Origin of the sequence: Micromonospora sp. NPDC005205 (assembly GCF_040608275.1) — a bacterium.
Lineage (GTDB): Bacteria > Actinomycetota > Actinomycetes > Mycobacteriales > Micromonosporaceae > Micromonospora.
In genome coordinates, this window is the sequence record NZ_JBEXHV010000007.1 from 104,659 (window position 1) to 124,450 (window position 19,792).

A 19,792-nucleotide genomic window follows, 5' to 3' on the forward strand; every position below is an offset into this window, starting at 1 on the left:
GTCAGGACACCAATCCGGTGAGTACGGCGAACGGGACCACCAGGTACCCGGCGCAGAGCAGCACGGCGAAGACCAGAGCCGCGGTACGCGCCCTGCGCTCACCGCGTGGCGTCTGCTGGCCGAGGCTGCGGAACGCGCTGAACGCGCCGTGGCGCAGGTGGAAGCCGACCGCGAGGATGGCGAGGGTGTAGAAGAGCGTGACGTACCAGCGCTCGGGCGCGAAGTCGGCGACGACGTTGCCGTACGGCTTGCTCTCGTTGCCGACCGGGTTCAGCGTGCCGGTGGTCAGGTCCAGCAGGTGGTAGATCACGAAGAGCAGGATGATCACTCCACCCCAGCGCATCGTGCGGGCCGCGTAACTGCCGTTGACCTTCTTGCGGTGGGCGTACTTGACCGGGCGGGCGGCGCGGGCGCGCCGGGCCAGCACGGTGGCGGCCACGATGTGGGCGACGACCGCCACGACCAGCACGGTGCGCAGGATCCACAGGAACCAGACGCCGGGCAGCAGTGGCTTGCCGATGTCGCGCAGCCAGTGCGCGTAGTGGTCGAACGAGGTCTCCCCCGTGAACACCTTCAGGTTGCCGAGCATGTGGGCGATGAGGAACAGCGCCAGCAGGATGCCCGTCACCGCCATGACGGCCTTGAGGCCGACGTTCGAGCGGATGGGCGACCGAGTTTTCGTCATTACCACGCAACCGACGCTAGGAGCACTTCGATCAGTCGTCCAATGCATCAAACTCGCAGTGTTGATAGCCGTAGGCTATGTAGATGCAGCTCCATCAGCTCCGGTACTTCGTCGCGGTGGCCGAAGTACGACATTTCACCCAAGCGGCCGACCTCGTAGGCATCACTCAGCCTTCTCTCAGTAAGCAAATTCACGCTCTGGAGGCCGACCTCGGGGCACCCCTGTTCGAGCGGGTAAGGGGCAACATCACCCTCACCGCAGCCGGCGAGGTGCTGCTGCCGTTGGCCACCCGGATCCTCGCCGACGTGGAGACCGCGACCCGGGAGGTCCAGGAGTTGGTCGGGCTGCGCCGGGGCCGGGTCCGGCTCGGGGCCACCCCCAGTCTGGCGACCTCGCTCGCCCCGCCGGTGCTGCGCCGCTTCCGCGACGCGCACCCCACCGTCGACCTCAAGGTCGAGGAGGGTGGCTCCCAGGACCTGGTCCGCGACCTGCTCCGCGGTGACCTCGACCTGGCCCTCATCATCATGCCGGCGCAGGGGGCCGACCCCGGGCTGCGGGTCGACCCGATCCTGCGCGAGAGCCTGGTGGTGGCCTCGGTGGGGGAGGTGGCGACCGCGTCGCTGACCGGGGAGCTGCGGATCACCGACCTGCGGGACCAGCCGATGGTGATGTTCCGGGAGGGGTACGACCTGCGCGACGCGACCATCCAGGCGTGTCGGGAGGCGGGCTTCGAGCCCACCTTCGCGGTGGACGGCGGCGAGATGGACGCGGTGCTCAGCTTCGTCGAGGCGGGACTCGGCATCGCTCTCGTCCCCGGCATCGTGTTGGCCCGCCGACCGGGCGTGCGGATCACCCCGCTCGCCCCGCCCGGGGTGCGGAGGACCATCGCGGTGGCCCGTCGGCGCGACGTCGTACCCACCCACGCCGGTCGGGAGCTTCGGCGCATCCTGCTCGACTACATCCAGTCGGCGATCAACCTCGGCGAACTGCCCCCCGGCGTCGAGCCACTGACCTGAGCCGGGGACCGCCGCCGCGAGGAAGCCGGACGGGGCCGCCGCCGCGACCAGGTCGGCGGCGGCCCTGCGGTCCGGCTCAGCGGCCCTCGGCGTCGTCCATCGCCCGGTAGATCCGCTGCTCGGAGACGGGGTACGGGGTGCCCAGCGCCTGAGCGAAGACGTTCACCCGCAACTCCTCGATCATCCACCGGATCTGCCGGACGGCCGACTCCTGGCGGCGGGCCGGTGACAGGTTGGCGAGCAGGTCGGCGTACTCCTTCTGCACCACAGCGATCCGGTCCTGCTGCTGGCGGTCCCGCTGCGGGTTGCCGCCCAGCCGCTCCAGCCGACGCTCGATGGCGGTGAGGTAGCGCAGCAGGTCGGGCAGGCGCGCGTACCCGGTCTCGGTGATGAAACCGGCGTGCACCAGCCCGGCGAGCTGGTTGCGGATGTCGGCCAGCGCCGCCACCACGGCGAGGTTGCGGGTCGCGCCGAGCCGCTGCTCGACGGCGTACGCGGCGGCGAGGACCTTGCGGACCCGGTCCATCACCTCGACCACTGTGTCGACCAGGTCGGCGCGGACCTTCTCGCGCAGGGCCGCGAAACCGTCGGCGTCCCACGCCGGCCCACCGGCCACACCGATCAGCCGGTCGATGGCGGCGCCCGCCGCGTCCTCGATCAACTCCTGCACGCCGCCGTGCGGGTTGCGACTCAACGCCAGCTTGGCCTCGTTGTCCAGCCGCCCCTGTAGGAACCGCGCCGGGGACGGCACGGTGAGCCGCAGCAGCCGGCGGGTGCCGGCCCAGTGCGCCGCCTCCGCCTCGGCGGGGGAGTCGAACACCCTCACCCCGACCGTGGCGCCCTCGTCGACCAGCGCCGGGTACGCGGTGACCGCGTAACCCGCGCGGACCTGCTCGATGGTCCGGGGCAGTGTGCCGATGCTCCACTCGCGCAGCCCGGTGCGGGCCACCTCCGGCGCAGCGGCCGCCACCACCTGGCGTACCTCCTGGCGGAGTTGGCGTTGCAGGGCCGGCAGGTCCTTGCCCTCGGCGACCGGCTTCTCGTCGTCGCCGAGGACCCGGAACGTCACCCGCAGGTGCGCCGGGAGCTTGCCCGGCTCCCACGCGTCGCGGGGCACTGTCACTCCGGTCATCCGGCGCAGTTGCCGGGTGAGCGCGTCCAGCAGCGACTCCTCGCCGGGAGTGATCGCCGCCAGGGCCGCCCGTGCGTAGTCCGGCACCGGGACGAAGTTGCGGCGGATCGCCTTGGGCAGCGACCGCATCAGCGCGATCACCGTCTCCTCGCGCAGCCCCGGCACCTGCCAGTCGAAGGTCTCCGCCGGCACCTGGTTGAGCAGCGGCAGCGGGATGTCCACTGTGACGCCGTCGTCCGGCGTCCCGGGCTCGAACCGGTAGGTCAGTGGCAGGCTCACCCCGTCGGCCTGCCACTCGTCCGGGTAGTCGTCCTCGTCCACCCCCGGTCGGCCGTCGTTGATCAGCAGGTCGCGGGTGAAGGTGAGCAGGTCGGGTTGCTCGCGGCGGGTCTTCTTCCACCAGCTGTCAAAGTGCCGGCCGGAGGACACGTCGGCCGGGATCCGCTGGTCGTAGAAGCCGAAGATGGTCTCGTCGTCGACCAGGATGTCCCGGCGTCGGGCCCGGCTCTCCAACTCCTCGATCTCGGCGAGCAGCCGCTTGTTGTCCGCCCAGAACTGGTGGTGGGTCTGCCAGTCGCCCTCGACGAGGGCGTGCCTGATGAACAGTTCCCGGCTCAGCGTCGGGTCGATCCGCCCAAAGTTGACCTTGCGGGAGCTGACCAGCGGGACGCCGTACAGGGTGACCTTCTCGTAGGCCATCACCGCGGCCTGCTTCTTCTCCCAGTGCGGTTCGCTGTAGCTGCGCTTGACCAGGTGTTGCGCCAGCGGCTCGACCCACTCCGGCTCGACCCGGCCGGCGATGCGCCCCCACAGCCGGGAGGTTTCCACCAACTCCGCGGCCATCACCCAGCGCGGCGGCTTCTTGAACAACGCCGACCCGGGGAAGATCCCGAACTTCGCGCCTCGCGCCCCCAGGTACTCGTGTTTCTGGGCGTCCTTCAAGCCGATGTGCGACAACAGGCCGGGCAGCAGCGACTGGTGCACCTTCGGGGTGTCGATCTCCTCCGGCAGGTCCGCGCCGCCCCGGCGGCCCCGGCCGGCGTCCGCGTCGTCCGAGCTGTCGCGCGCCGGCCGCCCACCACGCCGGTCGCCGTCGGACGGGGTACGCAGCACCTGGCGCAGTTGGCTGACGATGTCCTGCCACTCGCGGATGCGCAGGTAGTTCAGGTACTCCGCCTTGCACATCCGGCGGAAGGCGCTGGAGGACAGCTCCCGCTGCTGCTCACGCAGGTAGCGCCACAGGTTGAGGTACGCGACGAAGTCCGACTCCTTGTCGGCGAACCGGGCGTGCGCCTGGTCCGCCTGGGCCTGCTTCTCCGCCGGCCGCTCCCGCGGGTCCTGGATGGAGAGCGCCGCGGCGATCACCAGCACCTCGGTGGCGCAGCCGTTGCGTTCGCCCTCGACCACCATCCGGGCCAGGCGCGGGTCGACAGGCAACTGGGCCAGCCGCCGGCCGAGCGCGGTGAGCCGCTTCTCCGGGTCGGCCTCGGTCGGGTTCAACGCGCCCAGCTCGTGCAGCAGGTTGACGCCGTCGGTGATGTTGCGCTTGTCCGGTGGGTCGATGAACGGGAACGCGGCGAGGTCGCCGAGCCCGATCGCGGTCATCTGGAGGATGACCGACGCCAGATTGGTCCGCAGGATCTCCGGGTCGGTGAACTCGGGCCGGGAGAGGAAGTCCTGCTCGTCGTAGAGGCGGATGCAGATGCCGTCCGAGGTACGGCCGCACCGGCCCTTGCGCTGGTTGGCCGACGCCTGGGAGACCGGCTCGATCGGCAGCCGCTGCACCTTGAGCCGACTGGAGTAGCGGGAGATGCGGGCGGTGCCCGGGTCCACCACGTACTTGATGCCGGGCACTGTCAGCGAGGTCTCCGCGACGTTGGTGGCGAGCACCACCCGGCGTGAGGAGTGCGCGGCGAAGACCCGGTGCTGCTCGGCGCTGGACAGCCGCGCGTACAACGGCAGGATCTCGGTGCCGAGGAGCGAGCGCTTCGTCTGCACCAGCTTGCCCAGCGCGTCGGCGGTGTCCCGGATCTCCCGCTCACCGCTGAGGAAGACCAGGATGTCGCCGGGGCCCTCGGCGGCCAACTCCTCGACGGCATCGCCGATCGCCTGAATCTGGTCGCGGACGGTCTCCTCGTCGCCGTCGCCGTCCTCCTCGCCCTCGGCGAGCTCGACGAGGGGCCGGTAGCGCACCTCCACCGGGTAGGTACGCCCCGAGACCTCGACCACCGGGGCGGGCACGCCGTCGGGCTCGTCGGCAGTGGGTGGCCCGGCGAAGTGCCGGGCGAACCGGTCGGTCTCGATGGTCGCCGAGGTGATGATCACCTTGAGGTCGGGTCGTCGGGGCAACAGCTCCCGCAGGTACCCGAGGATGAAGTCGATGTTGAGGCTGCGCTCGTGTGCCTCGTCGATGATCAGCGTGTCGTACTGGCGCAGCATCCGGTCGGTCTGCAACTCGGCCAGCAGGATGCCGTCTGTCATCAGCTTCACCAGGCTGCGCTCGCTGACCTGGTCGGTGAAGCGCACCTTGTAGCCGACCACGTCGCCCAACTCGGTGCCCAGCTCGTCGGCGATCCGGTCGGCCACCGTCCGGGCGGCCAACCGCCGGGGCTGGGTGTGCCCGATCAGGCCGTGCACCCCGCGCCCCAACTCCAGGCAGATCTTCGGAATCTGGGTGGTCTTGCCGGAGCCGGTCTCGCCCGCCACGATCACCACCTGGTGATCGCGGATCGCAGCGGCGATGTCGTCCTTGCGCTCACTGACCGGCAGACCCACCGGGTACGTGATCACGGGCACCGCCGCCTGCCGGGCGGCGAGCCGCTGCTCGGCCCGGACCAGGTCGGCGGTGATCTCGGTCAGCGCCGCCTCCCGACGCTGCGGGTCGCGCAGCTTGCGGGCACCGTCCAGTCGCCGCTGGAGCCGGCGCTGGTCGCGGAACATCAGAGGTGTGAGGCGGCGGTGCAGCTCGCGAACGGGGTCGGACGCGACGGAGGCGGTTGGATTCTGCATGTCGTGCCCAAGGATAGGCAGCCCGGCGGCGCAGCGCCCCTGGGTTACCGAGCGGCCGGCTCTCCGACGGCCACCTCCGGTCCCTTGACGGTCACGAGCGGGCCCTAGAGTTGGCGGCCGACGTCGAGCGCTGGGGGAGCCGGATGGAGATGCGCGACACCGACCGCGCGTTGGTGCAGGCCGCCACTGCGGTCTCCAAGCTGCGCTGCCGCAGCCCGCACCACACTGTCGCGTCGGCGGCCCGGACCGCGGACGGGCGGGTCTTCACCGGCGTGAACGTGCAGCACGCCACCGGAGGGGTCTGCGCCGAACTCGTCGTGATCGGCACGGCCGCCACGCAGGGCGTCACCGCGCTGGAGACGATGGTCACTGTCGCCGACCGTGGCCGCGAGGTCGTCGCGCCCTGTGACCGGTGTCGGCAGGTGCTGCGGGACCACTTCCCGGACCTGCGGGTGGTCGTCGGCCCGCTGGACGCCCCGCGGGTGGTCCCGATCGGGGAGTTGCCCGCGCAGGCCGGCAGCGGCTCGGCCGGCTGACCGGGCCCGGGTCAGTCCCCGGAGGCCGCCTCCAGCATCGACTGCGGCACCGGCACGCTCTCGAACCGCAGGGTGCCCTCCGGAAGCAGCCACGACGTGACCCGCGCGACCAGGCGACCGGCCCGCACGGCGGGGTCGTTGGCGAACAGCGCGCGTGCCTCGTCCGGGGCGATGGACAGCACCACGAAGCCCCGCAGCTGTTCGTCGTCGGGATGCAGGAACGGCCCGGCCGCGAGGACGAGGCCCTGCTGCACGAGGCCCGCCTGGTGGGCCAGGTGGGCGTCCCGCAACCTGTCGATCGCGTCCTGCGGCAGCTCCGGCGGATCCGACGGTCGGGTCAGCAGGACGACCGTGTGCTGGTCGAATCGCATGTCCACACCCTATGACGTGAATGTCCCTCTTATGGGTGTCATCTGCCATCTGTCCGCCCTGTGGTCGTCCGCGAATCTCATTCTCATATCGAGGTTCGAAGCGACTGGGAGGTGCGGCATGGTCACCAGACGTCGGCTGCTCGCGGCCGGTGCCACCGGCGGCGCGGCGGCGCTGATCCCAGCGGGCTGGGCGGCCTCGGGCCGGGCCCTCGCCGCGGTCGCGCCGCTGGACGTCCGGGACATCCCGAAGTACGTCACGCCGCTGCGGATCCCCCCGGCCATGCCGACGGTGGTCACCGATCCGGAGCGCGACACGTACGAGATCGCGGTGCGACAGTTCCGCCAGCAGATCCTGCCGCCGTCCTGGCCGCGCACCACGGTGTGGGGTTACGGCTCCACCGCCCACCCCGGCAGCTTCGGCTACCCGGCGCCCACCATCATGGCGCGGGTCGGCCGCCCGGTACGGGTGACCTGGGTCAACCAACTCGTCGACGACCGGGGCGACTACCTGCCGCACCTGCTGCCGGTGGACCCCACCCTGCACTGGGCGAACCCGGCCGGTGGCATCGAGCACCGGGACCACCACGGGCAGTGGGACGGCAGCCCGCGGGGCTATCGCGGCCCGGTGCCCCAGGTGGTGCATCTGCACGGCGGGCACAGCACGCAGGAGAGCGACGGACACTCCGAGGCGTGGTACCTGCCGGTGGCCCGTGACCTGCCGCCCGACTTCGCCGTGTCCGGCAGCGCGTACCGGGAGTTCCGGTCCCGGTTCGCCGAGCGGTCCGGCCTGCGCTGGGCGCCGGGCTCGGCCACCTTCGAGTACGCGAACGACCAGCGGTCGTGCACCCTCTGGTACCACGATCACGCGCTCGGGCTCACCCGGGAGAACGTCTACGCCGGGCCGGCCGGGTTCTACCTGCTCGGTGGTGGGGACGAGTTGCCGGAGGGAGTGCTGCCCGGCCCGGCGCCGACCCGCGACGATCCGCCGAACGCCTCCTACCACGACATTCCGCTGATGATCCAGGACCGCAGCTTCACCGCCGACGGTGAGCTGCGCTATCCGTCGAGGTACTCCGGCGGCGGCGACGGGCCACCGACCTGGGTGCCCGGGTTCTCCGGCTCCACGATCGTCGTCAACGGCCGCACCTGGCCCTCGTTGACGGTCCAGCGTCGGCGCTACCGTTTCCGGCTGCTCAACGGCTGCAACAGCCGGTTCCTGCTGCTCAGCGTTGCCGCCCACGCCACGGCGCGGCCGGCCCGGCCGGTGCTGCCGGTCTGGCAGATCGGCAGCGACGGCGGTCTCCTGCCCGAGCCGGTGCCGCACGAGCGGGTGATCCTCGGCCCGGCCCAGCGTGTCGACGCGATCGTCGACTTCACCGACGTGCCGGCCGGCACCGAGCTGTACCTGGTCAACGAGGGGCCGGACGGGATGTACGGCGGCGGTCGGCCCGGGGTGGACTTCGACCCCGCCGACCCGCACACCACCGGGCAGGTGCTGCGCTTCGTGGTCACCGAGGCGGCCGGCGCGGATTCGAGCGTGCCACCGGAGCAGTTACGGCTGCCGTCACACCCGCGCCTCGGCCAGGCCCAGCGGGTACGCCGACTGTCGCTCAACGAGCGGATGTCCGGCGGGTCGATGATCATGCTGCTCGGCGTCCTCGACGAGCGCGGCCGAGGGCTGCCGTTGCGCTGGAGCGACCCGGTGACCGAGCAGCCGTCGCTCGGCGACACCGAGGTGTGGGAGGTGCGCAACTTCACCCGGCACGTGCACCCGGTCCACCTGCACCAGGTCCAGTTCGAGCTGCTCGGCCGGGGACACTCGGGGCGGTCGCTGCCGGGCCCGGGGGACCGGGGGTGGTTGGACACGGTGCTCGCGTACCCGTGGGAGGTGACCCGCATCAAGGCGCGCTTCGACCTGCCGGGTCGCTTCGCCTGGCACTGCCACCTGCTGGAGCACGAGGACAACGAGATGATGCGGCCACTCAACGTCCTGCCGCGCGGCGGCGCGGCGACCGGGGACGGCGGCTCGCCTGACGTGCCGGAGTCGCCACGGGGCGTGCCGGAGGTGCCGGTTACGGCATCGACCGACGCCGGTTAGGCGCGTTTTCGCAGGTCGGCTAAGGTTAGGCGAACCTAAGCCCGATCGTGCAGGAGATTCGTGACCGCCCTCGCCAGCCGGCCGACCCGTAGTCGGGCCAGCACCCGCACCGGGCGTCGGGTGACAGTCACCGTCGGGGCCGCGCTGGTGCTGCTGCTCACCGTGCTGGCCAGCTTCGCGCTCGGCAGCCGACAACTCGGCGTCGACCAGGTCTGGCACGCGCTCGTCGCTCCGGACGGCAGCGATGCCAGCACCATCGTCCGGGAGCTGCGGATGCCCCGGACCGCGCTCGGTCTCGCTGTCGGGCTCGCGCTCGCCGTGGCCGGGGTGCTGTTCCAGGCGCTCACCCGCAACCCCCTCGCGGAGCCGCGCATCCTCGGCATCAGCGCGGGCGCGTCGTTCGGGGTGGTGCTCGCGATCTCCGTCTTCGGCGTCGGCACGCTCGCCGGGTACGTCTGGTTCGGTATCGCCGGGGCCCTGATCGCCGGGCTGCTGGTCTTCGCCATCGCCACCCGCGCCCGCGAGGGCGCCAGCCCGGTCACCCTCGCGCTGGTCGGCGCGGCGCTCGACGCCAGCCTGGCCTCCGGGGTGTACGCGCTGCTCAGCATCGACGCCCGCACCTTCGAGGAGTACCGCTTCTGGGTGGTCGGCGGGCTGGCCGGACGGGACCTGTCGGTCGCCGCGCAGGTGCTGCCGTTCGTCCTCGTCGGGTTGGTGCTCGCCGCCCTGGTGGCGCGGGGCCTGGACGCGCTGGCCCTCGGCGACGACGTGGCCCGTGGCCTCGGCCACCGGATCGGCCTGGTCCGCCTCGGTGGTGGCCTCGCCGCCGTGCTGCTGACCGGTGCCGCGGTGGCCGCCGCCGGACCTGTCGCGTTCGTCGGGCTGGCCGTGCCGCACCTGGCCCGCGCCCTGGTCGGCGCCGACCACCGCTGGACCCTCGCCGTCTCCGCCCTGCTCGGCCCGGCGCTGCTGCTCGCCGCCGACATCGCCGGTCGGCTCGTCGCTCCGCCCGGCGAAATCCCGGCCGGGATCGTCACCGCGCTGATCGGCGCGCCACTGCTGGCCGTGCTGGTCCGCCGCGCCCGGGTGGTGACAGCGTGACCACCACCCAGCGCCCCCCGGACCCCACCGACCCGCCCCGCCCGTCAAGCCCGGTCGGGCTCGCCGAGCCGGCCGGGCAGGCCCGGCTTGCGGGGCGGTCGCTGCTGCGGATCGGCCCGGTCAGCCTGCTGATCCGCCGACGCGCGGTGCTGGTGGCCGCCGTGCTGACCGTGCTGCTCCTGCTGGCCGTCGTGCTCAGTCTCTCGCTGGGCACCCCGTACGTCGCCCCGGCCGACGTGCTGCGTGCCCTCTCCGGAGCCGGCACCCCGTACGACCTCGTGGTCTTTGACCTGCGGCTGCCTCGGGTCGTGCTGGCGGCCGTGGCCGGCGCCGCCTTCGGCGTGGCCGGCACGCTGATCCAGAGCGTGGCCCGCAACCCGCTCGCCAGCCCGGACGTCATCGGCATCACCCAGGGCGCCGGCCTCGCCGCGACAGTGGCCCTGACCACCGGAATGGCCGCGGTGCTGGTGGCGCCCACCGCGCTGGTGGGCGGGCTGCTCGCGGCGGTGCTGCTGTTCGCCCTCGGTGCCCGGCACGGGCTGGCCGCGCAGCGTTTCGTGCTCGCCGGGGTGGCTGTCGCGTTCGGCTTCCGGGCGCTCACCGAGGTGGTCATGCTCACCGCCGACCCGATCGACGGGCTGCGCGCCCAGATCTGGCTGATCGGTACCCTGGCCGGCAAGGGCTGGACCGAGGCCGCCTGGATCGCCGGCACACTGCTGGTGCTGCTGCCGGTGCTGGCCTGGGCCGGCTGGGCGCTGAACAGCACCGCCCTGGACGACGACACCGCCCGGGGAGTCGGGCTGCGTCCGGTGGCCCGCCGGGTCGGCCTCGCCGGCACCGGCGTGGTCGTCGCCGCGATGGTCACCGCCCAGGTCGGCGCCGTCGACTTCGTTGCGCTGGTCGCCCCGCAGGTGGCCCGTCGCCTGGTACGCGCCGAACGACCACCGCTGGTCTGCGCGGCGCTGCTCGGCGCCCTTCTGCTGGTGCTGGCCGACCTGGCCGGCCGGCGCCTGTTCGCACCCACCCAGCTACCCGCCGGTGTGCTGACCGCCGCGATCGGCGGCCCGTACCTGATCTTCCTGCTGCTGCGCGGCCGGCGGCGGTCGTCGTGACGCCTCAAGGAGTCGTGTGATGCTCTCCACCCGCGACCTGGTCGCCGGCTACGACGATCGGACCGTGCTCGACGGGCTCGACCTCGACCTGCCCACCGACGCCTTCACCGTGATCGTCGGACCCAACGCGTGCGGCAAGTCCACCCTGCTGCGCACGATGGCCCGGCTGCTCACCCCCCGCCGAGGCACCGTGCTGCTGGACGGCACCGCCATCCGCGAACTGTCGACCCGGGAGGTCGCCCGCCGCCTCGGCGTCCTGCCGCAGAGCCCGCTGGTGCCCGAGGGCGTCACTGTGGCGGACCTGGTCGGGCGCGGCCGACAGCCCTACCAGCGGTGGTGGCGGCAGTGGTCGTCGGAGGACGGTGCCGCGGTGGACCAGGCGATGGCCCTCGCCGACATCACCGACCTGGCCGACCGACCGGTGGACAGCCTCTCCGGCGGTCAGCGGCAACGGGTGTGGATCGCCATGACACTGGCCCAGGACACCGACGCCCTGCTGCTGGACGAGCCGACCACATTCCTCGACCTGGCGCACCAGGTGGAGGTGCTGGATCTCCTGCACCGGCTGCGCTCCGAGCGTGGCCGCACCGTGGTGGCCGTGCTGCACGACCTGAACCAGGCCGCCCGCTACGCCGACCACCTGGTCGCCATGCGCGCCGGCGCAGTGGTCGCCGCCGGCCCGCCCCGGGAGATCCTCACCGCCGACCTGGTCCGCGACGTCTTCGGGCTGGCCTGCGTGGTCGTGCCCTGCCCGGTGACGGGCGCACCCCTGGTGGTGCCCGCCTACACCGGAGGCAACGCTCTGGTCCCGGGTGACCCGGTCGACGCGTCCGCCGGCGCGAAGGACCCCGATTCGTCGACGGCATCCGTACCGGACGCCCGACCCTCCACCGGCGACGCGGCCAACCCGCTCGCCGGCTCGCACCCCTCGAAAGGACACTGATGCGTCGTCTCGTCGCAGCTCTCGCCGCGGCCGTCGCCCTCGGCGCCGGCCTCACCGCCTGCGGTGAGAGCGACCCGGTCGCCGGCTCCACCACCGGGGAGACCCGGGAGATCACCCACGCCATGGGCACCACCAAGGTCCCGGCCGAGCCCAAGCGCGTCGTCGTGCTCGACACCGACAAGATCGACACGGCGCTCTCGCTGGGCATCACGCCCGTCGGCGCGGCCACCGCCGGTGAGGCGAAGAGCTGGCCCACGTACTTCGGCGCGGACAAGCTCGCCGGCATCAAGGAGGTCGGGGTGCTCACCGAGCCCGACCTGGAGGCGATCAACGCGCTGAAGCCGGACCTCATCCTCGGCAGCAAGTTCCGCCAGGAGAAGTTCTACGACGAGCTGGCCGCCATCGCGCCGACCGTGTTCACCGACAAGGTGGGCATCACCTGGAAGGACAACCTCCTCCTCGACGGCAGGGCGCTCGGCCGCGAGCAGCAGGCAAAGGATCTGCTCGCCACCTACGAGAAGCGGGCCAAGGACTTCGGCGCGACGCTCGGCGACGCCGCCGCGCGCAAGGTCTCCATCGTGCGCTTCCTGCCCGGCAACATCCGGGTGTACGGGCCGGACTCGTTCTCCGGCATCGTCATCGGCGACACCGGCCTGGGCCGCCCCGAGCGGCAGCTGCTCGCCAACAAGGCGGACAAGCGCTTCGACCTGGTCAGCCCCGAGCGGATCAACGAGGTCGACGGTGACGTCATCTTCGTGACCGCGTACGGCGACAAGGCCGCCGCCGAGCAGACCAAGGTCTCCGGCGGGACGCTGTGGAAGGGCCTCGGCGCGGTCAAGGCCGGCAAGGCGTACCCGGTCTCCGACGAGGTCTGGATGACCGGCATCGGCGTCGGCGCCGCCAACAAGATCCTCGACGACCTGACCAAGTACCTCCCCGCCGCCTGACCCCCGCGCACCCGCACACCCGCGCGAGGCGTGCGCTCGCGGGCGCTGGCTCATGATCGTGCTCGATCCAGGATGTAGTGGCCTCCCCGTCTAGGGAGGCCACTACATCCATGTTCGAGGGCGATCATCGTCACCGGGGGGAGTTCGAGCGTGCCCGTAGGGCGGCCCGGACCTCGGCGGGGAACCCGTCAAAGTCGTCTCGGAGGCGCTTGGCGGTCAGGTGCAGCACGATCCAGTCGCCGCGGAGCAGTCCGTTGAGGCGTTGGCGGTCCCGGTGGAACTGCTCAGGATCGTCGTGCCAGAGTCCGTCGTACTCCACCGCGACCTTGAACTGCGGCCAGGCCAGGTCCAGACGGGCCACGAATCGGCCCTGCTCGGCCACGACCCACTGCGTCTCCGGCCTCGGCAGGCCGGCGAGCACCAACCCGACCCGGGTGCGGGACTCCTGAGGGGACTCCGCGCCCGCGTCGGCCAGGTCGACCGCGCGTAGCAGCGATCGCCAGCCGCGTCGACCGGCCCGGCTCAGCGCGTACTCGCGCAGGGCTGGCGTGGTCGTCAGCCGGTTGGCCAGCATGGCGTCGATGACGACCACCGCCTCGATCACATCGAGCCAACGGGCCAGGTCCCAGCAGGTACGCGCTGGGCTGGTCACCCTGACCCCGGCCCGGTCCACGGTGTCGCCGGAGTCGATCTCTCCGTGGTGGACTCGGATGCCGGCGGTCGGGCCGATCCGGGTGGCGGTGGGAACGAGGACGTCGACCGGCTCGCTCGCGCTCGGCTTCGCGCATCCGTAAAGGCCGGCCGCAGCGCGCCCTGCGATGGCCGCACCGGGCGGGACCAGCCAACGTCCGACGGCGGTGCATCTGATCGTGTGGGTGACTGCGATCTGGGCATCGGCGTAGACGTCGCGGAAGAGCGGTCGCCACGCCGAGCTGCGTAGCTCGTTGCGGGTCAGGAGGCCTCGCGAGACGGCGGTCGAGCCACGGAAGACCCGGCCCCGCAACTGCGGCGGCCGACGAGGAGCTTTCGGCATGGGGCTCAGATTGGCCGAACCTCTTCGCGTCACGCTGCCCCTGTGGATAACCACAGTCAACAGACGAGCGCCGATGCGCGTCGTTATCCCCATGATCGCGCTCGAACATGGATGTAGTGGCCTCCCGAGAAGCGGAGGCCACTACATCCTGGATCGAGCGCGATCTTGCCAGGCTGGCGCACGGAGCGCGTCGGTCTCAGGCGGACGTGGGTCGCGGGAGCGGGTGGGGTGCGTGGGTGGGACGTGGAGGTCGGGGGTGGATCAGGCGGCGGTGGACCAGATGGCGCGGAAGGCGGCGGCTTCGCCGGAGAGCCATCGTTCGATCTGGTCGGGCTTGGCGTCGGTGGGCATGCGGTGGGCCAGGCCGCGGCGGACGTCGACCAGGACCGGCTCGGCGTGCGGGAGCACCGCGTCCATGTGTCGGGCCATCAGGTGCAGGGTGGCGAGCACCGATTCCTCACTCGGTGGGGCCTCGTCGAAGTGCAGGCGGACCGCTTCGGCGCGGCCGTCGGCGTGGCGTACCCCGAAGTGGGGGTTGATCTTGACGGGCAGGTCGCCCAGCATGGCCAGGGCGTCGCGGGTCTGGGCGAGATCGACGGCGGCCGGCTCGCCGAGGGAGCGCAGCCAGGTCGTGGCGCCGGGGACGAGCGCCTGGTAGAGCGGGCGCCATCGTGGCTTGACGATGTCGGCCACCCCGGCCAGGTGGGTGCCGCCGGTGTGGAAGGCGATGTCGGCCTTGAGTGCCTTGACGAACTGGCCGTGCGGGTTGAAGCCGGACCGGCTGGCGCGCTGCTTGCGCAGCCCTCCCACGAAGGTCGCCTTGGTGGGGCCGGTGCGGTCGACGTAGCGGGTGAAACCGAGCAGTGTCGCGTAGGGGGTGAGGGGCGTGGAGGCGGGCGCGGTCACGGGCGTCCTCCCAGGTCAGGATCTTGATTAGTACATACATTCTAATCGACAGGTCTGACATTGCCCAGCAAAGTTGAGGGCATCGCCGCCTCCTGCCAACCAGGCGATTTGCCCGTATCCGGTCCAGCCGAAGGTGACCAGTCCACGGGACGTTGGCCAACGGCGTGGCAGCGATCGCCGCCCAGCCGATGACAGCCGATCGGAGCGCCACGAGTCATCCGGACGGCGGGCGGACCCTCTTGTCAGCGTCGTGATCCGCCCAGGCGAATTGCCGTCTGTGAATCACAGCATCCATCCTTGCCGCAGCCGGCACGGAAGCGGTTGGGTCAGTGGCATGGCTCGCATCGCCTACAACAGCCACGACGCGGCAGCGTTCGAGGCCACCCGTCACTTGTCCGACCAGGCACTCGCCGGCTGGCGTGAAGCGGTGACCCGCCACCTCAACCCTCAGCCCGGCACCCGCCTGCTCGACCTCGGCGCGGGCACCGGCGCGTGGGCGCAGACCTTCACCGACTGGTACGACGGCATCGACGTTGTCGCCGTCGAGCCGGCCGAGGCCATGCGAGCCCGCTGCCTGCACCCTCAGGTCCTGGCCGGAGACGCCGCCAACGTTCCGCTGGCGGCCGGAAGCGTCGACGCGGCCTGGCTGTCCACCGTCATCCACCACGTGCCGGACCTGACCGCTGCCGCACGTGAGCTGCGCCGCGTGCTGCGTCCCGGCGGGCCGGTGCTGATCCGCTCCGCCTTCGCTGGCCGCCACCACGCAATCACGCTGTTCCGCTTCTTTCCCGAGGCCATCCGCGTGTTGAACACCTACCCCAGCGTGCACGACGTCGAAGCGGCTTTCGCCGCCGCTGGCTTCACGACGATCTCACTGGAACAGGTCCCGCAGACCACGGCCCCGTCGCTTCGCGACGTCGCGGCCACCATGCGCCGGGAAGCACACACGCCCCTACAGCTGATCACCTACAACGAGTACGCCGCCGGTCTGGCTCGACTCCACCTCGCCGCTCAAACCGAATCCGGCCCCGTCATCGACGCGCTCGACCTGCTCGTTCTTCGATAGAACGCCGTCCTCAGCGGCCAATCCAAGATCCTGCCGTCCGGCGGCTTGTCTTTCGGGGAAGCTGGCTGATCGGAGGGACAGCCCGCCCGCGGCCGGCCGCTCCCGTTACTCGCGTTCGCGATGGCGCGAACTTTGTCCTAGTTGTGGCGTTATTGTGCGTTGTGGTCATCGGTGAGGCGTCCAGGGTCGTCATCCCTGGTAGGGGTACGGCGGCGCGCGCCGCCCAGTCCGCCGACCCCGCAGACGGCCGGGACCGCTACCTGGACCTGCTGCGGACGCTCGCCCTGGTCCGCGTCGTGCTCTTCCACGTCACCGGTTGGATCTGGTTGAGCCTGCTGGTGCCGGCGATGGGTCTGATGTTCGGCATCGCCGGTTCGTTGATGGCGGCGTCACTCGACCGGCACGGTCCGACGGCCGTACGCCGGCGGCTGCGCCGGCTGCTGCTGCCGTACTGGGCGTTCGGCGCGATCGCACTGGTGGTGCTCTCCGTCGGGTGGCGTCCGCTGCCCAGTGGCGTGGCCGGCTGGGCTGAACTGCTCTGGTGGGTGCTACCCCTGCGGGTGCCACCGGTGGGTGGACAGTCCTGGGCCTGGGTGTTCCACATCGGGCTCTGGTACGTCGTCACCTATCTGTGGCTGGTGCTGCTCTCGCCGGTGCTGCTGTGGCTGTTCCGCCGCTGGCCGTGGCCCAGCATCGGCGTCGCCACCGCGCTGCCGGTCGGGATGCATCTCGGCGGTGTGCACGCCGGCTACTTCGTCGCCGCCTACCTGTCCTGCTGGCTGCTGGGCTTCGCCCATCATGATCGGCTGCTGCACCGCGTCCCGTGGCGCTGGTACGGCTGCCTCGTGGCCGGCCTCGCCGGGGTGGGCGGCACCTGGGTGGTGGCCGCCATGGTGACCGGCCGGGCCGTCGACCTCAACCACATCGCGGGTGGCACCACACTGTGGTCGATGGCGCTCGTCGCCGTGCTGCTCAGAGTGCAGCCCCGGCCGGTCGGCCGGGGGCCGCTGGGTGCCGTGCTCCGGGTGGTCAACGCCCGGGCGGTCACCATCTACCTGTGGCACATCCCGGCCAGCCTCGGGATGTTCCTGCTGCTCGCGCCGGTGCTCCCGTACAACTCGGTGGCCTCCATCGCGCTGCGACTGACCGGGGTGTGCCTACTGGCCGCCGGGGCGGTACTGCTGTTCGGCTGGATCGAGGACGTGGCCGCCCGGCGTACCCCGGCGCTGTTGGGCCCTCGGCCACGCACCGCCGGACGGCACCGCGCCGATCGACACCTCAGAGCTGGCCGACGTCGGTGATCCGCACGACCGCCGCGCCGACCTCGTCCGAGGCCACCAGGTCGATCTCGGCGCTGATGCCCCAGTCGTGGTCGCCGTCCGGGTCGTCGAAGATCTGCCGTACGGTCCACCGCTCCCGGCCCTGCTCGATCATGAGCAGTGCCGGACCGCGGGCGTCCGGACCGACCCCGATCGAGTCGTACGACTCGAAGTACGGCGCCAGGGCATCGGCCCACGCGTCGTAGTCCCAGCCGTCCTCGGCGTCCAACTCGGCCAGCAGGTCCCAGCGACGTAGCGCGGCCAACTCGACGCGCCGGAACAGCGCGTTGCGCACCAGCACCCGGAACGCCCGCGCGTTGCGGGTCACCGCCGGCGGCCGATCGGTCAGGGCGGCGTGCGCCTGAGCGACCTCGGCCACGTCGGACGGGTTGCGCAGCCGTTCCCACTCGTCGATGAGGCTGGAGTCGACCTGGCGGACCAGCTCGCCCAACCACTCGATGAGGTCGATCAGCTCCTCGGTCTTGGCGTCCTCGGGCACGGTCTGGCGCAGCGTCTTGTACGCGTCGGCCAGATAGCGCAGGACGAGACCTTCCGAGCGGGTCAGCCCGTAGAACTGCACGTACTCGGTGAAGGTCATGGCCCGCTCGTACATGTCGCGGACGACGGCCTTGGGGGAGAGCTGGTGGTCGGCGACCCACGGCTGGCTCTGCCGGTACATCTCGTACGCGGCTTCCAGCAGCTCGGCGAGGGGCTTCGGGTGGGTCACCTCGTCGAGCAGTTCGAGGCGGGCCTCGTACTCGATGCCCTCTGCCTTCATCGCGGCGACCGCCTCGCCGCGTGCCTTGAACTGCTGCGCGGAGAGGATCTGCCGCGGGTCGTCGAGGATCGACTCGATGACGCTCAGCACGTCGAGCGCGTACGACGGGGACTCGGCGTCGAGCAGCTCGATGGTGGCCAGCGCGAGGGGGGAGAGCGGCTGGTTGAGGGCGAAGTCGAGCTGGAGGTCGACGGTGAGCCGGACCCGGCGGCCGGTCTCGTCCGGCTCGGGCAGCTCCTCGACCACCTCGCCAGCGCGCAGCGCGCGGTAGATGGCGATCGCCCGGCGGATGTGCCGGCGCTGGGCGGCGGGCTCCTCGTGGTTGTCGGTGAGCAGGTGCCGCATCGCGGCGAACGCGTCCCCGGGGCGGCTGATCACGTTGAGCAGCATCGAGTGGCTGACCTGGAAGCTGGAGGTCAGCGGCTCCGGCTCGGCGTCGACCAGCCGGTCGAAGGTGGGCTGGCCCCAGCCGATCGAGCCCTCCGGCGGCTTCTTGCGGACCACCTTGCGTCGCTTCTTCGGGTCGTCGCCGGCCTTGGCGAGGGCCTTCTCGTTGTCGATGACGTGCTCGGGGGCCTGCACCACGACCCGGCCGATGGTGTCGTAGCCGGCTCGCCCGGCCCGCCCGGCGATCTGGTGGAACTCCCGGTTCTTCAACAGCCGGGTACGAACCCCGTCGTACTTGGACAGGCCGGTGAACAGCACGGTGCGGATCGGCACGTTGATGCCGACGCCGAGGGTGTCGGTGCCGCAGATGACCTTCAGCAGGCCGGCCTGGGCGAGGGTCTCCACCAGGCGGCGGTACTTGGGCAGCATGCCGGCGTGGTGCACGCCGATGCCGTGCCGGACCAGCCGGGACAGCGTCTTGCCGAAGCCGGCGGTGAACCGGAAACCGCCGATCGCCTCCGCGATCATGTCCTTCTCGGCGCGGGTGCAGACGTTGACGCTGGTCAGCGCCTGGGCGCGTTCCAGCGCGGCGGCCTGGGTGAAGTGCACGACGTACACCGGGGCCTGCTTGGTCTCCAGCAGTTCCTCGAGCGTCTCGTGCAGCGGCGTCATCGCGTACGAGAAGATGAGCGGGACCGGCCGCTCCGCCGTGCGCACGACGGCGGTGGGTCGCCCGGTGCGCCGGGTCAGGTCGTCGACGAAGCGGGTGGTGTCTCCGAGCGTGGCGGACATCAGGATGAACTGGGCCTGCGGCAGTTCGATGATCGGCACCTGCCACGCCCAGCCTCGGTCGGGCTCGGCGTAGAAGTGGAACTCATCCATGATCACCTGGCCGACGTCGGCCTTGGTGCCCTCGCGCAGCGCCAGGTTCGCCAGGATCTCCGCGGTGCAGCAGATGATCGGGGCGTCCGCGTTGACACTGGCGTCGCCGGTGAGCATGCCGACGTTCTCGGCGCCGAAGACCTCGCAGAGCGCGAAGAACTTCTCCGACACCAGTGCCTTGATCGGTGCGGTGTAGAAGGTCGTCCGGCTGTCGGCGAGGGCCGCGAAGTGCGCGGCGATCGCCACCAGGCTCTTACCCGAGCCGGTGGGCGTGTTCATGATCAGGTTGGCGCCGGAGACGATCTCGATGACCGCCTCTTCCTGATGCGGGTAGAGGTCGAGGCCGCGCTCCTTCGCCCAGCCGGCGAACGCGTCGAAGAGGGTGTCGGGGTCGGCGCTTGTCGGCAGCGCGGCGGTGAGCGTCATAGCCTGTCCATGGTGCCTGGATCATGCCCCGGTACGCCAACCCGG

15 protein-coding genes are annotated in these 19,792 nt (G+C 71.4%); 9 read left to right on the forward strand and 6 right to left on the reverse strand.

Going from position 1 to position 19,792, the window contains the following annotated elements; genetic code table 11:
• Position 1: 1 nt before the first annotated feature.
• The gene (locus ABZU43_RS15425; protein ID WP_355007164.1) at positions 2-685 is read right to left on the reverse strand and encodes a succinate dehydrogenase cytochrome b subunit; all 684 of its coding nucleotides are present in this window, start codon (positions 683-685) and stop codon (positions 2-4) included.
• A gap of 83 nt (positions 686-768) precedes the next feature.
• Between ABZU43_RS15425 and ABZU43_RS15430 the strand changes: the two genes are divergently transcribed.
• The gene (locus tag ABZU43_RS15430; RefSeq protein ID WP_355007165.1) at positions 769-1,701 is read left to right on the forward strand and encodes a LysR family transcriptional regulator; all 933 of its coding nucleotides are present in this window, start codon (positions 769-771) and stop codon (positions 1,699-1,701) included.
• 76 nt (positions 1,702-1,777) lie between these two features.
• Here ABZU43_RS15430 and hrpA read toward each other — a convergent pair whose 3' ends face one another.
• Positions 1,778-5,842: an ATP-dependent RNA helicase HrpA gene (hrpA, locus tag ABZU43_RS15435; RefSeq protein WP_355007166.1), complete on the reverse strand. Its 4,065-nt coding sequence runs from the start codon at positions 5,840-5,842 to the stop codon at positions 1,778-1,780.
• Between the two features lie 143 nt (positions 5,843-5,985).
• Here hrpA and ABZU43_RS15440 point away from each other — a divergent pair, with 143 nt between their 5' ends.
• Positions 5,986-6,378, forward strand: coding sequence for a cytidine deaminase (locus tag ABZU43_RS15440; RefSeq protein ID WP_355007167.1), 393 nt, complete (start codon positions 5,986-5,988; stop codon positions 6,376-6,378).
• A gap of 11 nt (positions 6,379-6,389) precedes the next feature.
• Here the strand turns inward: ABZU43_RS15440 and ABZU43_RS15445 are convergent, their stop codons facing one another.
• Positions 6,390-6,749: a YciI family protein gene (locus tag ABZU43_RS15445; protein ID WP_091402189.1), complete on the reverse strand. Its 360-nt coding sequence runs from the start codon at positions 6,747-6,749 to the stop codon at positions 6,390-6,392.
• Between the two features lie 118 nt (positions 6,750-6,867).
• Here ABZU43_RS15445 and ABZU43_RS15450 point away from each other — a divergent pair, with 118 nt between their 5' ends.
• Genes ABZU43_RS15450 through ABZU43_RS15470 form a run of 5 tightly spaced genes read left to right on the forward strand, consistent with a single transcriptional unit; the run spans position 6,868 to position 12,950 of the window.
• Positions 6,868-8,847, forward strand: a complete 1,980-nt coding sequence (locus ABZU43_RS15450; RefSeq protein ID WP_355007168.1) for a multicopper oxidase domain-containing protein — start codon at positions 6,868-6,870, stop codon at positions 8,845-8,847.
• Positions 8,848-8,907: 60 nt separating this feature from the next.
• Positions 8,908-9,948 carry an iron ABC transporter permease gene (locus ABZU43_RS15455; protein ID WP_355007169.1) on the forward strand — a complete coding sequence of 347 codons (1,041 nt, stop codon included), beginning with the start codon at positions 8,908-8,910 and terminating at the stop codon, positions 9,946-9,948.
• Positions 9,945-11,060: an iron ABC transporter permease gene (locus ABZU43_RS15460; RefSeq protein WP_355007170.1), complete on the forward strand. Its 1,116-nt coding sequence runs from the start codon at positions 9,945-9,947 to the stop codon at positions 11,058-11,060. Before ABZU43_RS15455 ends, ABZU43_RS15460 begins: the two co-directional genes overlap by 4 nt.
• Before the next feature lie 19 nt (positions 11,061-11,079).
• Entirely contained in the window at positions 11,080-12,003 is a 924-nt protein-coding gene (locus tag ABZU43_RS15465; protein ID WP_355007171.1) for an ABC transporter ATP-binding protein, read from the forward strand.
• On the forward strand, positions 12,003-12,950 hold the full coding sequence (locus ABZU43_RS15470) for an iron-siderophore ABC transporter substrate-binding protein (RefSeq protein WP_355007172.1): 948 nt from the start codon (positions 12,003-12,005) through the stop codon (positions 12,948-12,950). Before ABZU43_RS15465 ends, ABZU43_RS15470 begins: the two co-directional genes overlap by 1 nt.
• Before the next feature lie 130 nt (positions 12,951-13,080).
• On the opposite strand, the gene ABZU43_RS15475 is transcribed toward ABZU43_RS15470, so the two are convergent.
• Both ABZU43_RS15475 and ABZU43_RS15480 read right to left on the reverse strand, forming a co-directional pair.
• The gene (locus tag ABZU43_RS15475) at positions 13,081-13,983 is read right to left on the reverse strand and encodes a hypothetical protein (protein ID WP_355007173.1); all 903 of its coding nucleotides are present in this window, start codon (positions 13,981-13,983) and stop codon (positions 13,081-13,083) included.
• 261 nt (positions 13,984-14,244) lie between these two features.
• Entirely contained in the window at positions 14,245-14,889 is a 645-nt protein-coding gene (locus ABZU43_RS15480) for a hypothetical protein (protein ID WP_355007174.1), read from the reverse strand.
• Positions 14,890-15,223: 334 nt separating this feature from the next.
• Between ABZU43_RS15480 and ABZU43_RS15485 the strand changes: the two genes are divergently transcribed.
• The gene (locus ABZU43_RS15485) at positions 15,224-15,955 is read left to right on the forward strand and encodes a class I SAM-dependent methyltransferase (RefSeq protein ID WP_355007175.1); all 732 of its coding nucleotides are present in this window, start codon (positions 15,224-15,226) and stop codon (positions 15,953-15,955) included.
• A gap of 161 nt (positions 15,956-16,116) precedes the next feature.
• A complete protein-coding gene (locus ABZU43_RS15490) occupies positions 16,117-17,256 on the forward strand; it encodes an acyltransferase (RefSeq protein ID WP_355007176.1) in 1,140 nt (379 codons plus the stop codon).
• Here ABZU43_RS15490 and ABZU43_RS15495 read toward each other — a convergent pair.
• On the reverse strand, positions 17,234-19,747 hold the full coding sequence (locus ABZU43_RS15495) for a DUF3516 domain-containing protein (RefSeq protein ID WP_355007177.1): 2,514 nt from the start codon (positions 19,745-19,747) through the stop codon (positions 17,234-17,236). The two genes, ABZU43_RS15490 and ABZU43_RS15495, sit on opposite strands and share 23 nt — an antisense overlap.
• Between the last annotated feature and the right edge of the window lie 45 nt (positions 19,748-19,792).

Excerpts from the sequence above, each read along its gene's own strand:
- ABZU43_RS15425 (WP_355007164.1), bottom strand. The coding sequence starts at position 685 with ATGACGAAAACTCGGTCGCCCATCCGCTCGAACGTCGGCCTCAAGGCC.
- ABZU43_RS15430 (WP_355007165.1), top strand. The coding sequence starts at position 769 with ATGCAGCTCCATCAGCTCCGGTACTTCGTCGCGGTGGCCGAAGTACGA.
- hrpA (WP_355007166.1), bottom strand. The coding sequence starts at position 5,842 with ATGCAGAATCCAACCGCCTCCGTCGCGTCCGACCCCGTTCGCGAGCTG.
- ABZU43_RS15440 (WP_355007167.1), top strand. The coding sequence starts at position 5,986 with ATGGAGATGCGCGACACCGACCGCGCGTTGGTGCAGGCCGCCACTGCG.
- ABZU43_RS15445 (WP_091402189.1), bottom strand. The coding sequence starts at position 6,749 with ATGCGATTCGACCAGCACACGGTCGTCCTGCTGACCCGACCGTCGGAT.
- ABZU43_RS15450 (WP_355007168.1), top strand. The coding sequence starts at position 6,868 with ATGGTCACCAGACGTCGGCTGCTCGCGGCCGGTGCCACCGGCGGCGCG.
- ABZU43_RS15465 (WP_355007171.1), top strand. The coding sequence starts at position 11,080 with ATGCTCTCCACCCGCGACCTGGTCGCCGGCTACGACGATCGGACCGTG.
- ABZU43_RS15470 (WP_355007172.1), top strand. The coding sequence starts at position 12,003 with ATGCGTCGTCTCGTCGCAGCTCTCGCCGCGGCCGTCGCCCTCGGCGCC.
- ABZU43_RS15475 (WP_355007173.1), bottom strand. The coding sequence starts at position 13,983 with ATGCCGAAAGCTCCTCGTCGGCCGCCGCAGTTGCGGGGCCGGGTCTTC.
- ABZU43_RS15485 (WP_355007175.1), top strand. The coding sequence starts at position 15,224 with ATGGCTCGCATCGCCTACAACAGCCACGACGCGGCAGCGTTCGAGGCC.
- ABZU43_RS15495 (WP_355007177.1), bottom strand. The coding sequence starts at position 19,747 with ATGACGCTCACCGCCGCGCTGCCGACAAGCGCCGACCCCGACACCCTC.